The sequence below is a fragment of the Falsiroseomonas oleicola genome (assembly GCF_019029495.1).
Classification (GTDB): Bacteria; Pseudomonadota; Alphaproteobacteria; order Acetobacterales; family Acetobacteraceae; genus Falsiroseomonas; species Falsiroseomonas oleicola.
The window spans coordinates 194375-206848 of record NZ_JAERQM010000008.1 but is presented as its reverse complement, the minus strand read 5'-3'; the positions used below and the strand labels follow the sequence as shown (position 1 = coordinate 206848).

The 12474-nt window shown below is 68.9% G+C and carries 11 protein-coding genes; 9 read left to right on the top strand and 2 right to left on the bottom strand.

Annotation, left to right across the window (positions count from 1 at the left end; all coding sequences use genetic code 11):
- Positions 1-55: 55 nt before the first annotated feature.
- Genes JJQ90_RS23215 through JJQ90_RS23180 form a run of 8 tightly spaced genes read left to right on the top strand, consistent with a single transcriptional unit; the run spans position 56 to position 10775 of the window.
- The gene (locus JJQ90_RS23215) at positions 56-1750 is read left to right on the top strand and encodes an ABC transporter substrate-binding protein (protein WP_216878661.1); all 1695 of its coding nucleotides are present in this window, start codon (positions 56-58) and stop codon (positions 1748-1750) included.
- Positions 1751-1766: 16 nt separating this feature from the next.
- Complete coding sequence (locus JJQ90_RS23210) at positions 1767-2744, top strand: ABC transporter permease (RefSeq protein WP_216878660.1); 978 nt, start codon at positions 1767-1769, stop codon at positions 2742-2744.
- On the top strand, positions 2731-3630 hold the full coding sequence (locus JJQ90_RS23205; RefSeq protein ID WP_216878659.1) for an ABC transporter permease: 900 nt from the start codon (positions 2731-2733) through the stop codon (positions 3628-3630). Before JJQ90_RS23210 ends, JJQ90_RS23205 begins: the two co-directional genes overlap by 14 nt.
- A complete protein-coding gene (locus JJQ90_RS23200; protein ID WP_216878658.1) occupies positions 3630-4661 on the top strand; it encodes an ABC transporter ATP-binding protein in 1032 nt (343 codons plus the stop codon). The genes JJQ90_RS23205 and JJQ90_RS23200 overlap by 1 nt, the downstream gene beginning before the upstream one ends.
- Entirely contained in the window at positions 4649-5623 is a 975-nt protein-coding gene (locus JJQ90_RS23195) for an ABC transporter ATP-binding protein (protein WP_216878657.1), read from the top strand. Before JJQ90_RS23200 ends, JJQ90_RS23195 begins: the two co-directional genes overlap by 13 nt.
- Before the next feature lie 10 nt (positions 5624-5633).
- On the top strand, positions 5634-7406 hold the full coding sequence (locus JJQ90_RS23190) for a hydantoinase B/oxoprolinase family protein (RefSeq protein ID WP_216878656.1): 1773 nt from the start codon (positions 5634-5636) through the stop codon (positions 7404-7406).
- Complete coding sequence (locus JJQ90_RS23185) at positions 7393-9438, top strand: hydantoinase/oxoprolinase family protein (RefSeq protein WP_216878655.1); 2046 nt, start codon at positions 7393-7395, stop codon at positions 9436-9438. Before JJQ90_RS23190 ends, JJQ90_RS23185 begins: the two co-directional genes overlap by 14 nt.
- Positions 9435-10775: an LLM class flavin-dependent oxidoreductase gene (locus JJQ90_RS23180; protein ID WP_216878654.1), complete on the top strand. Its 1341-nt coding sequence runs from the start codon at positions 9435-9437 to the stop codon at positions 10773-10775. Before JJQ90_RS23185 ends, JJQ90_RS23180 begins: the two co-directional genes overlap by 4 nt.
- 1 nt (position 10776) lies before the next feature.
- On the opposite strand, the gene JJQ90_RS23175 is transcribed toward JJQ90_RS23180, so the two are convergent.
- Positions 10777-11271 carry a hypothetical protein gene (locus tag JJQ90_RS23175; RefSeq protein WP_216878653.1) on the bottom strand — a complete coding sequence of 165 codons (495 nt, stop codon included), beginning with the start codon at positions 11269-11271 and terminating at the stop codon, positions 10777-10779.
- 90 nt (positions 11272-11361) lie between these two features.
- On the opposite strand from JJQ90_RS23175, the gene JJQ90_RS23170 reads away from it, so the two are divergent.
- Complete coding sequence (locus JJQ90_RS23170) at positions 11362-11694, top strand: antibiotic biosynthesis monooxygenase family protein (protein WP_216878652.1); 333 nt, start codon at positions 11362-11364, stop codon at positions 11692-11694.
- A 24-nt stretch (positions 11695-11718) separates the two neighbouring features.
- Here the strand turns inward: JJQ90_RS23170 and JJQ90_RS23165 are convergent, their stop codons facing one another.
- On the bottom strand, positions 11719-12336 hold the full coding sequence (locus tag JJQ90_RS23165; protein ID WP_216878651.1) for an SH3 domain-containing protein: 618 nt from the start codon (positions 12334-12336) through the stop codon (positions 11719-11721).
- Positions 12337-12474 lie beyond the last annotated feature (138 nt).

The window sequence follows — 12474 nt, the reverse complement described above, 5'->3', positions numbered from 1 at the left end:
TGGTGCGGCTGGCACGGATTGTGCTGACATCCACGCGCCACCAGGGGATGCCGTCATGAATCGTCGCGCCATTCTGCTTGCCGCCTCTGCCCTCACGGGCCTTTCGCGCCTGCCGCTCGGCGGCGCTTCCGCCCAGGCGCAGGGTGCGCAGGGCGATGCGATCCGTCCGCTCGTGCTCATCACCCGCCCCCAGGCCGCGGCCCCCGCGGCCTATCAGGCGGCGGAGCTGATTGCACAGGAATGGCGCAAGCTCGGCCTGCAAATCGAGCTTCGCCCCCTGCCGAACCAGCAGATGAGCCAGGTGGTCTGGTATGAGCGCCAGCGCTGGGACTTCACCATGTGGCAGATGGTCGGCAGGCCGGAGCGCGGCGACCCGGATGAGATGGTCTATAACCTGCTGCACTCCGCGAACATCGCCACCGGCTACAACTTCGTGGGCTACAACAACCCCGCCTATGACCGCCTGGCGGAGGCGCAGCGCAGCGAGATGGACCAGGCGCGCCGCCAGGCCCTGGTGCGCCAGGTGCAGGAGGTGGTGAACCAGGACCAGCCTTACGCCTTCCTGGTTCATCCGGTGAATCTGCAGGCCTTCAACAAGCAGGTCTTCGTCGAATCCAGCGCCGTCAACCAGGCCGGCCTCGGCATCCGCAATTTCTGGAACTGGATCAGCCTGCAGCCCGCCGGCGCGCAGCGCGACATCATCGTCAACAGCACGGAGCCGGTGAAGGCCACCAACCCCTTCTACGTCTCCGGCGCGCCCGATAGCTGGGTGACCGACCTGGTCTGGGACCGGATGATGCGCGTGGGCCCCGATGGCCTGCCGCAGCCCTGGGCGGCGGAGAAGGTGGAACAGCCTGACGCGCTGACCATCATCTGCACGATGCGCGACGGCATGGCCTTCCACAATGGCTATCCGGTGACGACGGAGGATGTCGTCTTCTCCTTCGAAGCGCCGGGCGTCGGCAATGAATCGCCGATGTACCGCCCCTTCGTGCAGAACATCGCCAGCGTGGTCGCCACCGATGCGAAGACCGTGCGCTTCACGCTGAAGCGCCCCGATGCGGCCTTCCGCATCGCGGTGCTGGCGAAGCTGAACATCGTGCAGAAGAAGACCTGGGCGCCCGTGCTGGCGGAGTATCAGAACCGCCCGGAGAATCTGGAATCCTATGTCGAGGAACGCCCGGTCGGCTCCGGCCCCTATCGCTTCGTCCGCTCCCGCGTGAATGAGGAAGTGGTGCTGGAGGCCAATCCGAACCACTGGGCGAAGCCCAAGGCGGATCGCTGGATCATGCGCATCATCACCAACACCGAAGCCACACTGGGCGCCTTCCGCCGCGGCGAGATCAACGTGTTGGCCGATTATTTCGGCGACCCCGACCTGGTGAAGGAAATGGCGGCGCAACTGCCACGCATGATCGCGGTGAAGGAGGAGGTGGATATCGGCTTTCAGTTCGTCGGCATGAACCTGCGCCGCGCACCCTTCTCCGACGCCGCCTTCCGACGTGCGCTGTCGGCCGCCGTGAACCGGGAGATGATGGCGGGCGCGGCCTGGAACGGGCAGGCGGTGCCGGCCAATTCCATGGTCTCCCCGGCGCTGGCCGCCTGGCATGATGAGGGGATCGCGGGGCGCGTGCCCGGCGGCAACCTCGCCGGGGCGCAGCGCCTGCTGCAGGAAGCGGGCTACCGCGTGGTGAATGGCCGGCTGCACTACCCGGCCGGGGTGCGCGAAACCACCACGCCGTTCCAGTGAAGGGCGCCGGCCTGTCGTGAAGCGTTTTGGGGCGCGGATCCTGCATGCGGCCTTCGTCCTCTGGGCGGTGGCGACGCTGACATTCCTGTTGTTCCGGCTGATGCCAGGCGATCCGACACTGAACTTCCTGTCGGATTCCTTCAGCGAGGAGATGCGCGCCGACCTGCTGCAATCTTTCGGCCTCGACAAGCCGCTGCCGGAGCAATACCTGATCTACCTGACCAGCCTGCTGCGCGGCGACCTCGGCGTGTCCTTCCTGCAGAAGCGCCCGGTGCTGGACATATTGATGGCGGCGCTGCCGAATACGGCGGCGCTGACCATCACCGCGCTGGTCATCGCCTATGTCTTCGGCATCATCGCCGGCGCCTTCCTGGCCTTCGCCCGCGGCACGGTGACGGAGGGCATCGCCATTCCGGCCGCGCTCATCACCCGCGCGGCGCCGGAATTCTGGCTGGGCATGCTGCTGCTGTCCTGGCTGTCCTTCGCCTGGGGAATATTTCCCTCCGGCGGCGCCAATGTCGCGGGGTCCGAATTCACCTCCGAATGGGCGCGCATGACCTCGCCGGATTTCCTCTGGCACCTGGTGCTGCCCGCGCTGACGCTGGCGCTGTATCTGCAGGGCCTGCCGCTGCTGTTGATGCGCGCCACCATGCTGGAGGTGCTGAATGACGAGTTCATCGTCATGGCCCGCATGAAGGGTCTGTCGCGCTGGGCGATCGTGATGCGGCACGCAGCGCGGAATGCGCTGCTGCCGGTGGCCACGGCCTTCGCGCTGGGTCTCGGCAGTTCCTTCGGCGGGAATGTGGTGATCGAGACGGTCTTCTCCTGGCCGGGCCTGGGGCGCGTGCTGGTTTCCGCCGTGCAGGGCGCGGACTATCCGTTGGCGCAGGGTGCCTTCATCATGATCGCGGCGGTGCTGGTGCTGATGAACATGGTGGCCGATCTGCTCTATGCCTGGCTCGACCCGAGGGTGTCCGTCGGTGCCCGGCGCTAGCGCGGTGGCGCGCCGGCCGGTGCTGCCCGGCTTCGTCCGGGCGACGCTGGGCTTCCTGCGCAGCCAGCCCTTTGCCATTGCCGGCCTCGCCATCTATCTGCTGTTCATCGTCATGGCGATCTTCGCGGACCAGATCGCGACGCATGACCCGCGCGAAATCCTGTTCCGCGGTGCCTATCGCGTCGCCCGCTATCTGCCGCCCTCCGCCACGCATTACCTGGGCACCACGGCGGGCGGGCGGGATGTGTTTTCGCAGCTTGTCCATGGCTCCCGTTCCGCCCTGAAGGTCGGCGTCACGGCGGCCTTCTTCGTGGTGGTGATCGGCACGCTGCTCGGCCTTCTGTCCGGCTATCTCGGCGGCTGGGTGGATCGCGTCATCATGCGGATCTCGGACATCATCCTGGGTCTTCCCTTCCTGCCCTTCGTGCTGGTGATCTCGGCGCTGACGCGGCCGGGCACCACCACGCTGGTAGCCTCCGTTGCGCTGATGCTCTGGCCCAATACGGCGCGCGTCATCCGCTCCCAGGTTCTGTCCCTGCGCGAACGCGGATGGGTGGAGGCGGCGCGTGTCACCGGCTGTTCCACGCCGCGCATCATCTTCGTGCATATCGCGCCGCAGGTGGCGCCGCTTGCCGCGCTCTATGGTTCCATCGCCGTGGGCTGGGCGATCCTGACCGAAGCCTCCGCCTCCTTCCTCGGCTTCGGCGACCCGGCCGCCATTTCCTGGGGCCTGATGCTGCAGGACGCCTTCGCCAACCAGGCGCTGTCCCGAGGCGTGTGGAGTTGGTTCGTGCCGCCGGGCATCTGCATCGTGCTGCTGGTGCTGGCGGGCTTCCTGGTCTCACGCGGGTCCGAGAAACTGCTGTTTCCGAAGCTGGGGGATTGATGGACGCGCTGCTGTCGGTTCGCGACCTTGCCGTGCACTACCGCACCGCCGTCGGGCCGGTGCGTGCCGTGGATGGCGCCAGCTTCGATGTGCCGGCGCGTTCCATCGTCGGGCTGGTCGGCGAAAGCGGCTGCGGCAAGTCCACCCTCGGCCGGGCACTGATGGGTGTGATGCCGCGCAGCGCCAGCATTGCCGCCGGCAGCGCGGTGTTCGAGGGGAGGGACCTCGTCACCCTCTCGCCCGCCGAACGCCGCAAGCTGCTGTGGCGACGCATGGCCTTCGTGCCGCAGACGGCGATGAATGCGCTGGACCCGGTGCAGCGACTTGGCGCGCAGATGCTGGAAGTGCTGGTCGAACGCGGCGGCCTCTCCCGCGCCGCCGCTGGCGCCCGGGCGGCGGAGTTGTTCGCGCTGGTCGGCCTGGATGCCGGGCGGCTGCGCGACTGGCCGCATCAGTTCTCCGGCGGCATGCGCCAGCGCGCCTCCATCGCGCTGGCCCTGGCACTGAACCCGGCGTTGTTGATCGCGGATGAGCCGGTGACGGCGCTGGATGTGATCGTGCAGCGCCAGGTGCTCGACGTGATGCGGGAACTGCAATCGCGGCTTGGCCTGTCCATGATCCTGGTGACGCATGACGTCGCCGTGGTCGCCTATGCCTGCGATCGTGTCGTGGTGATGTATGCCGGCCGCGTTGTGGAAAGCGGCCCGGTGCGCGCCGTGCTGGAAGCGCCGCTGCACCCCTATACCATGGGGTTGATGAACGCCTTCCCGGACCTGGAACGCGCCGGTGGCGAGCTGGTGCCGATCGAGGGCTCGCCGCCCTCTCTGCTGCATCCACCCGCGGGCTGCCGCTTTGCCGCGCGCTGCCCCTTCGTCTCATCACGCTGCACGGAAGATCCGGTGTTGGTCGAGCAATCCGCCGACCACCACGTCGCCTGCTGGCGCGCGGCGGAAGCGCCCGCGCTGCGGCCCCTGGCCTCGGAGGCCACGACATGGTCCAACATCGCTAAGGACGCGACATGGTCGCGATGATCGCCGCGAATGACCTCGTAAAGGCTTTCCCCGCCTCCCGCCGCATGCGCGACGTGCTGCGGGGCCATCGCCCGGTCTTGCGCGCTGTGAATGGCGTTTCGCTGGAAGTCGCGGCGGGCCGTGCGCTCGGCATTGTCGGCGAAAGCGGCTGCGGCAAGACCACCACGGCGCGGCTGCTGCTGCGGCTGGAGGAAGCGACCAGCGGCACCGTTCTGTTCGAAGGCCAGAACGTCTCCGCCCTGCGCGGCGCGGCGCTGCTGCCCTTCCGGTCCCGCGTCCAGCTTGTCTTCCAGAATCCCTTCGACGCGATGAACCCGCGTTTCACCATCCGCCGTTCCCTGACCGAACCCCTGCGCAATTTCGGCCTGGCGCCGGAGGAGTGGGAGGCCCGGATTCGGGAGGCCATGGCGCGCGTCCGGCTCGACCCACCCGAGGCCTATCTCGATCGCCATCCGCACGAACTCTCGGGCGGGCAGTTGCAGCGCGTGGTGCTGGCGCGCGCCCTGGTGACGCATCCGCGTGCCATCATCGCCGATGAGCCGGTCTCCATGCTCGACGTCTCGGTGCGCGCCGGGGTGCTGAACGTGCTGCGGCGGGCGCGGGACGAGTTGCAACTCGCCGCCATCTATATCAGCCACGACCTGGCGCTGATCCGCTATGTCTGTGAGGATGTGGCGGTGATGTATCTCGGCCGCATCGTCGAAAGCGGCCCGACGGCGGAGGTCATCGCCGCACCCGCCCATCCCTATACCCGCGCATTGGTCGCCGCCGTGCCGGTGCCGCGGGTGGACCAGGATCGTGGCGACCTGCCGATCAAGGGCGGCCTGCCGGACCAGATGAATCAGCCCAGCGGCTGCGCTTTTCGCGATCGCTGCCCGGCTGCCTTCGCCCGCTGTGCGGAGGAAGCGCCGCCGCTGCGCACCATCGCGCCGGGCCGCCACGCCGCCTGCCACCTGGCCTGAGGGTTCCGATATGGATGATGTGGTCGCGCGACTCTGCAACCCGGTGACGCTGGAGATCGTGCGAGGCGCGATCCGCGCGGCGCAGGCGGAGATGGAGGCGCTGATCGAGCGCACCGCCATGTCCGCCTTCATCCGCGAGAAGAAGGATTTCTACACCGCCCTGTTTGACGACGATGGCGTGATGGCCGTGGGGTCCAATGTGCCGGTCTTCGGCGATATCTGCGGCCCGGTCTTTTCCGCCTTTCCGATCGAGACGATCCGCGACGGCGACCTCTACTGGTACAATGACTGCTACGGATCGCGCGGCGCGGTCAGCCATTCCAACGACCAGGTCTTCCTCGCGCCCGTCTTTCTCAACGGTGCGCGCGTCGCCTTCGTCATGGGCTGGGCGCATTTCGCGGATATAGGCGGGCTGCGGCCGGGTTCCATCAGCCCCGACGCGACCGAGATCTTCCATGAGGGTGTCATCATCCCGCCCACACGGCTGATCCGTGAGGGGGAGATCAACCAGGCGGCGCTCAACATCTTCTACCGCAACTCCCGCTATCCGGAGCAGGCGCAGGGCGACACCCGCGCGCTGATGGCGAGCGTGGAGCTCGGCGTGGTGCGCATGCGTGAAGTCGCCGCACGATTCGGCGCGCCGGTCCTGGCCGATGCGCTGCGGCAATTGCTGGACCGCACCCGAACCACCGTGCGCGACAGGCTGCGCGGCACTTTTCCGGTCGGCACGCACCGCTTCACCGACCGCATCGATGGCGACGGCCATGGCAGCGGCACCTTGCGGCTGCGCTTCGCCTTGACCCGCACGGAGGAGGATCGCTTCATCCTGGATGCGACGGAGACCGACGACCAGTCGCCCGGCCCGGTGAATTTCCTCATGAACCCGGACGTGCCCGGCATGGCGCTGGGCCTCTATTTCCTCGGCGGCGATGCGACCCAGGTGGTGAATGCCGGCGGCCCGCAATCGCTGGACGAAGTGCGGCTGCGCGAGGGGTCGCTGTTGCAGCCGCGCTTCCCCGCGGCGCTCGGCATGCGCGGCCTGACCATGATGCGCATGCTCGCCGCGCTGAACGGCCTGGTCTCCGTGGCCGGCGGCGAGGCGCCTGCGGCCCATGCCGCCTATGTCATCATGCTGCTGCGTGGGACGATCAACAAAAGGCCCTTCCTGATGAGCGATGGCCTCGGCGTCGGCTATGGCGCGCGCGGCTTTGCCGATGGCATCGACGGCGTGTATTTCGTGGCGCAGGAAAATTACCCGGTCGAGTTCCTGGAGCTGGAATATCCGGTGTGCCTGCGCGAATACGGCCTGCATTGCGACAGTGGCGGCCCCGGCCGCTGGCGTGGCGGCTGCGGCATCCTGCGCGAATATGAGGTGATGGCGGAGGAATCCGTCCTCGCCGTGCGCCTCGACGGCGTGGAGAACCCACCCTGGGGCGCGGCCGGCGGCCAGTCCGGCCGGCCGGGCCGCGTCGTGGTCAATCCCGGCACGCCGCAGGAACGCGTGCTGCGGCCGCTGTCGGACGGCAATCGCCTCGTGCGTGGCGACATCCTGCGCATCGAGACCGGCGGCGGCGGCGGCCGCGGCCATCCCTTCGATCGCCCGGCGGAGGCGGTGCTGGAGGATGTGCTGGGCGGCCTTGTCTCCGCCGATGCCGCCAGCCGGGACTACGGCGTCGTCATCGCTGGCCATGCGGTGGATCAGGCCGCCACTGCGACCCTGCGCGCGCAGCGCCCGCCGACAAAGGCCTTTCATCGCGGGAGCTATGCCGATGTCCTCGACTGAGCCGCGACCGCTTTCCGTCGCGGTCGATATCGGCGGCACCTTCACCGATATCACCTTGCAGGATGCCGCGACGGGCCGCGCCTGGACGGCGAAGACGCCCTCGACCCCGCATGATCCCTCCGAGGGCTTTCTCAATGGCGTGCGACTGGTGTTGGACACCGCTGGCGAACAGGCGGCACGCATCGGACGCGTGCTGCACGGCACCACCATCGCCACCAATCTGATTCTGGAAAACAAGGGCGCGCGCACGGCGCTCGTCACCACCGCCGGCTTCCGGCATGTGCTGGAGATCGGCCGGCAGGACATTCCCCGCCGCGCCAATCTGCACGCCTGGATCAAGCCGCAGCGCCCCGTGCCACCCTCCCGCGTCTTCGAGGTGACGGAGCGTGTCGCCGCCGATGGCGCGGTGCTGACGCCGCTGGACGAGGCCAGCGTGCTGCGCGCCGCCGAAGCCTGCCGTCAGGCTGGCGTGGCCGCCGTCGCCGTCTGCCTGCTGCACGCCTTCACCGCCCCCGCGCATGAACGCCGCGTGGCGGAACTGCTGCGGGAGGCGCTGCCGGGCATCGCGGTGACGGCCTCCGTCGATGTGCTGCCGGTGGTGCGCGAATATGAACGCTCGCTGGCCGCCATCCTCAACGCGCAGGTCATGCCCGCCGTCTCGACGTATGTGCGGCGGTTGGAGGATCGGCTGGCGGCGGAATCCATCGACGCGCCGCTGCTGCTGATGAAATCCAACGGTGGCGTGGCCGGCGCCGCCTCCATCCGCCGCGCCCCCGCCGTCACCGCGCTCTCCGGCCCCGCCGCCGGCGTGGTGGGCGCGCGGGCGGTGGCGCAGGCGGCGGGTGTCCCGAACATCCTGACGGTGGATATCGGCGGCACCAGCGCGGATATCTGCCTGATGCAGGGCGGCAGCATCAACCTGACGCAGCGCGGCAGCGTCGGCGACTGGCCGCTGCCCTTGCCGATGCTGGACATGGTGACGATCGGCGCCGGCGGCGGCTCCATCGCCCGCGTCACCGCGGAAGGCGCGTTGGCCGTTGGTCCCGAAAGCGCCGGCGCCCATCCCGGCCCGGCCTGCTACGGCCGAGGCGGCACGCACGCCACCGTCACCGACGCGCATGTCGTGCTCGGCCACCTGCCCACCGCGCTGCTTGGCGGCCGCATGCATCTGGATGCGGCGGCGGCGGAGGCGGTGGTGATGCGGGAGGTGGCGGAGCCGCTGGGTCTCGGCCTGCACGAGGCCGCGCGCGGCATCCTCGCCGTGGTCGATTCCAACATGGTCGGCGCGCTGCGCGTGGTTTCCGTGGAACGCGGGCATGATCCGCGCGACTTCACCCTGGTGCCCTTCGGTGGCGCCGGGCCGCTGCATGGCTGCGCATTGGCAGACATGATCGGCATCGGCCAGGTGCTGGTGCCGCCCGCGCCGGGCGTGCTTTGCGCGCAGGGGCTGCTGTCGGCCGATCTGCGCGCCGAATTTTCGCGATCCGTCCTGCCCGGCCAGGCGGATGTCGCCGCCATCGATTCCGGCTTTGCCGCGTTGGCGGCGGAAGCTGAGGCCTGGTTCGTCGAGGAAGGTGTGCCGCCCGAAGCGCGCAGCACGGCGCCCGTGGTGCTGATGCGCTATGCGGGGCAGGGCGGCGAATTGCCGGTGCCCTGGCGTGGTGCGAGCGCGCCAGGGGATTTCGCGGCGGCGCATCGCGCGCTGTATGGCTTCGACCTGCCGCAGGGCCGGGCGGAGATCGTCACGTTGCGGCTGGAGGCGGTGGGCGCGCTGCCGACGCCGCAGACCACGGCGCTGCCGCCGGGCCAGGGCCTCGCGCCTTATGGGACCCAGCTCGTGCATTTCGAATCCGGCGATGCGCAGGCCGGTCTCTATGACCGCGCCGCCCTCGGCCAGGGCGATGTGCTGCGCGGACCCGCCATCCTCACCCAGCTCGACGCCACCACCCTGCTGCCCCCGGGATGGAGCGCGGAGGCGCTGGCCTTCGGCGCCCTGCTGCTGCGCCGCGACGGAGAAAGCCTGCCCCGATGATGCATCTCGCCGCCTTCCTCTTCACCCCCGGCAGCCATTCCGCCGGCTGGCGGCACCCCGATGCCGTCCCCGAATGCGACATGGAATTTTCCGAGTACGTCCGCATCGCGCAGGTGGCAGAACGGGGAAAATTCGACACGATCTTCTTCCAGGACACTGTCGCGGTGAATGGCAGCGGCGCGCTGGATGGCGTCAGCCGCTATCGCCCCAGCCAGGGCCGCACCGCCTATCTGGAACCGACCACGCTGCTGGCGGCACTTGCCGTGGTGACGCAGCGCATCGGCCTGGTGGCCACCGCCACCACCACCTATAACGAGCCCTACAATATCGCCCGTCGCTTCGCCTCCATCGACCATATCAGCAATGGGCGCGCCGGCTGGAACCTGGTGACGTCCCAGATCGAGGACGAGGCCGGCAATTTCGGCGCCGACCACCACATGCTGCATGCCGAACGCTACGAACGCGCGGAAGAATTCTACGACGTTGTCGCTGCCCTGTGGGACAGTTTTGGCGAGGGCGCGCTGATCCGCGACAAGGCCAGCGGCAACTACATCGACCCCAGCAAGATCCATTTCCAGGATCATGTCGGCAAGCATTTCAAGGTGCGCGGCCCGCTGAACATGGCGCGCTGCCCGCAGGGGCGGCCCGTGGTGACGCAGGCCGGCTCCTCCGGCCCCGGCATGGAACTGGCCGCCCGCACGGCGGACCTCGTCTTCACCGCGCAGAGCGACCTTGGGGAGGCGCAGGCCTTCTACAAGGACCTGAAGGCACGCGCCCGGAAACACGGCCGCGACCCGTCGCATGTGAAGATCATGCCCGGCCTGATGACCATCGTCGGCGCGACGGAGGCGGAGGCGCAGGCGAAGTATCGCGACCTGCAGGGCCTGCTGTCCGACGAGAATTCCATGCGGCTGCTGGCGCGGCTCTGCGGCGATCTCGACATCTTCGCCCTGCCACCGGATTCACCGCTGCCGCCACTGCCGCTGAGCAATGCGGCGCAGGCGCGCCAGCGGCACCTGATGGACAAGGCGGCCCGGGAAAATCTGTCGATCATCCAGACCGCGCGCTATCTCGGCACTTCGCTCGGCCATCATCTGCTCGTCGGCACGCCCCAGCGCATCGTCGACACCATGGAGCAATGGGTGACGTCCGGGGCCTGTGACGGCTTCACGTTGCTCTCGCCGCATTACCCCAGGCCGCTGGAACAATTCGTCGACCTGGTGGTGCCGGAATTGCAGCGACGCGGGTTGTTCCGCACCGACTATGCTGGCCATACGCTGCGCGACCATCTCGGCGTGCCGGTGCCGCCGAACCGCTACGAGATCGCCAACGCCTGATTCAATGCAGCGCCACCCCCGCCGGCCGCGCCGTAGGCAGGGCGGCCAGGCGCAGATGCAGCCCGGCGGCCGAGATCTCCGCCGCGAAGCGCCGCGCGCCACAGAGGGCAGGGGCCAAAGCGGATTGCGGCAGCCAGTCCGCCAGCACCGCGATGGCGCCCTGCATGTCATCGGCCTGAAGCGCCGCGATCATGTGCAGCATCAGCGCCTCATCCGCGCCGACGCCGGGGCAGTGGCAGCAGCGCACTTCCAGCAGCCGTTGCGCCTGGCCGGCCACCACGGACATGACCATGTCAAAGCCCACCGCGCCGGTGGAGCGGACGCCACCTTGGCGGAAGATTTCGCGCCAATCCGGGTGGGCCTCCCCCGGATACATCAGCGGCGCCACCCAGGCGCGCAGCGCGGCGACGACGAACAGGGCGCCGGGCGTCAGGTCGTCGATCGCGGCCTCGCCGGGGTTGAGAGGGTGGTTGGCGTTGCAGGGTTCGGTGGGCATGGCATTCTCCCTTGCGTGCCTGCAGGGTATTGCGAATGAGAGTCGTTCGCAATAACCTCTGCGCGGCAACCCAGGAAGGAAAGCCCGCTCATGTTCTTCGCCAGCAACCGCTTCCGCGTCATTCCCAGCGAGTCCGAGCGCTTCGAGCAGATCTGGCTGACCCGTGAAAGCCGCCTGCATGAGGTGCCGGGCTTCATCGCCTTCCACCTGCTGAAGGGCAAGCAGGAGGAGGACCATATCCTCTATGCCTCGATGACCATGTTCGAATCGCGCGAGGCCTTCGAGGCCTGGACGAAGTCGGACCAGTTCCGCCGGTCCCACAGCAGCGCCGGCAGCAGCAAGCCGACCACCATCGGCCCGCCGCAGTTCGAGGGCTTCGAGACCTTGCAGACCATCAACGCTCCGGCCAAGGCCGCCGCCTGAACGGTCGCGACGCCCCGATCCTGGTCAGTCGGAGTCGAGCAGGCTGGCATGCACCCAGCCGGCCGGCTCCGACGCATCCCCGACCTGCACCCAGCCGCCTGGCGCGTGGCCATGGACGGTGAAGGACCGGCCACGCTCCGCGACCCACAGGATGTCGGAACTGCCGCTGGGTCCGGCGCGAACCCGTACCGGGCTGACCACCGTCACGGCTTCAAGCAGGCTGTCGGGCGTGTGGGGCTGGGGGGCCGGCTCCGCGACCGGCGTTGGGGCGGACATCGGCGTCGCGACCGGCGCAGCGTCGGCTGCTGCTTCCGGTGCCGTATCGGGTGCGCCCCCGGCGGCTTCGGCTTCCGCGGCCTTGCAGAAGCGCTGCCGTGGATAGCCGATGGCGCCACCCCGCCAGAGGCCGGGTCCATCCTCCATCACGACCATCGCCGCGCGGGTGGGCACCGCCTCGCCGGCGACCATGCGCAAAGGCGGCGCCGGCAGCACACGGGCGATCAGGTCGCCCTCGCTGCCATCGGCGGTGACCCATCGGGCGCAAACCACATGGTCGCGGGGGTTGGGCAGCGAGAAGACGGCGATGTCGCGCAGCTCGCCCTGCATCTGGGCATCGCGCAGATGCGCCCGCAGGGACGCCACGGCGGCTTCCCGCGCCGTCACTTGGGCCCCGGGGCCGTCCTCCGTCCCAACTGGATCGGTCGGGCCCGCCGAACGCCAGCCCAGGGCAACCGCACCACCGATGACGAGGACCGTCGCGGCAATGAGGGGCAGAACGGC

Excerpts from the sequence above, each read along its gene's own strand:
- JJQ90_RS23185 (WP_216878655.1), top strand. The coding sequence starts at position 7,393 with ATGTCCTCGACTGAGCCGCGACCGCTTTCCGTCGCGGTCGATATCGGC.
- JJQ90_RS23215 (WP_216878661.1), top strand. The coding sequence starts at position 56 with ATGAATCGTCGCGCCATTCTGCTTGCCGCCTCTGCCCTCACGGGCCTT.
- JJQ90_RS23200 (WP_216878658.1), top strand. The coding sequence starts at position 3,630 with ATGGACGCGCTGCTGTCGGTTCGCGACCTTGCCGTGCACTACCGCACC.
- JJQ90_RS23180 (WP_216878654.1), top strand. The coding sequence starts at position 9,435 with ATGATGCATCTCGCCGCCTTCCTCTTCACCCCCGGCAGCCATTCCGCC.
- JJQ90_RS23175 (WP_216878653.1), bottom strand. The coding sequence starts at position 11,271 with ATGCCCACCGAACCCTGCAACGCCAACCACCCTCTCAACCCCGGCGAG.
- JJQ90_RS23190 (WP_216878656.1), top strand. The coding sequence starts at position 5,634 with ATGGATGATGTGGTCGCGCGACTCTGCAACCCGGTGACGCTGGAGATC.
- JJQ90_RS23195 (WP_216878657.1), top strand. The coding sequence starts at position 4,649 with ATGGTCGCGATGATCGCCGCGAATGACCTCGTAAAGGCTTTCCCCGCC.
- JJQ90_RS23170 (WP_216878652.1), top strand. The coding sequence starts at position 11,362 with ATGTTCTTCGCCAGCAACCGCTTCCGCGTCATTCCCAGCGAGTCCGAG.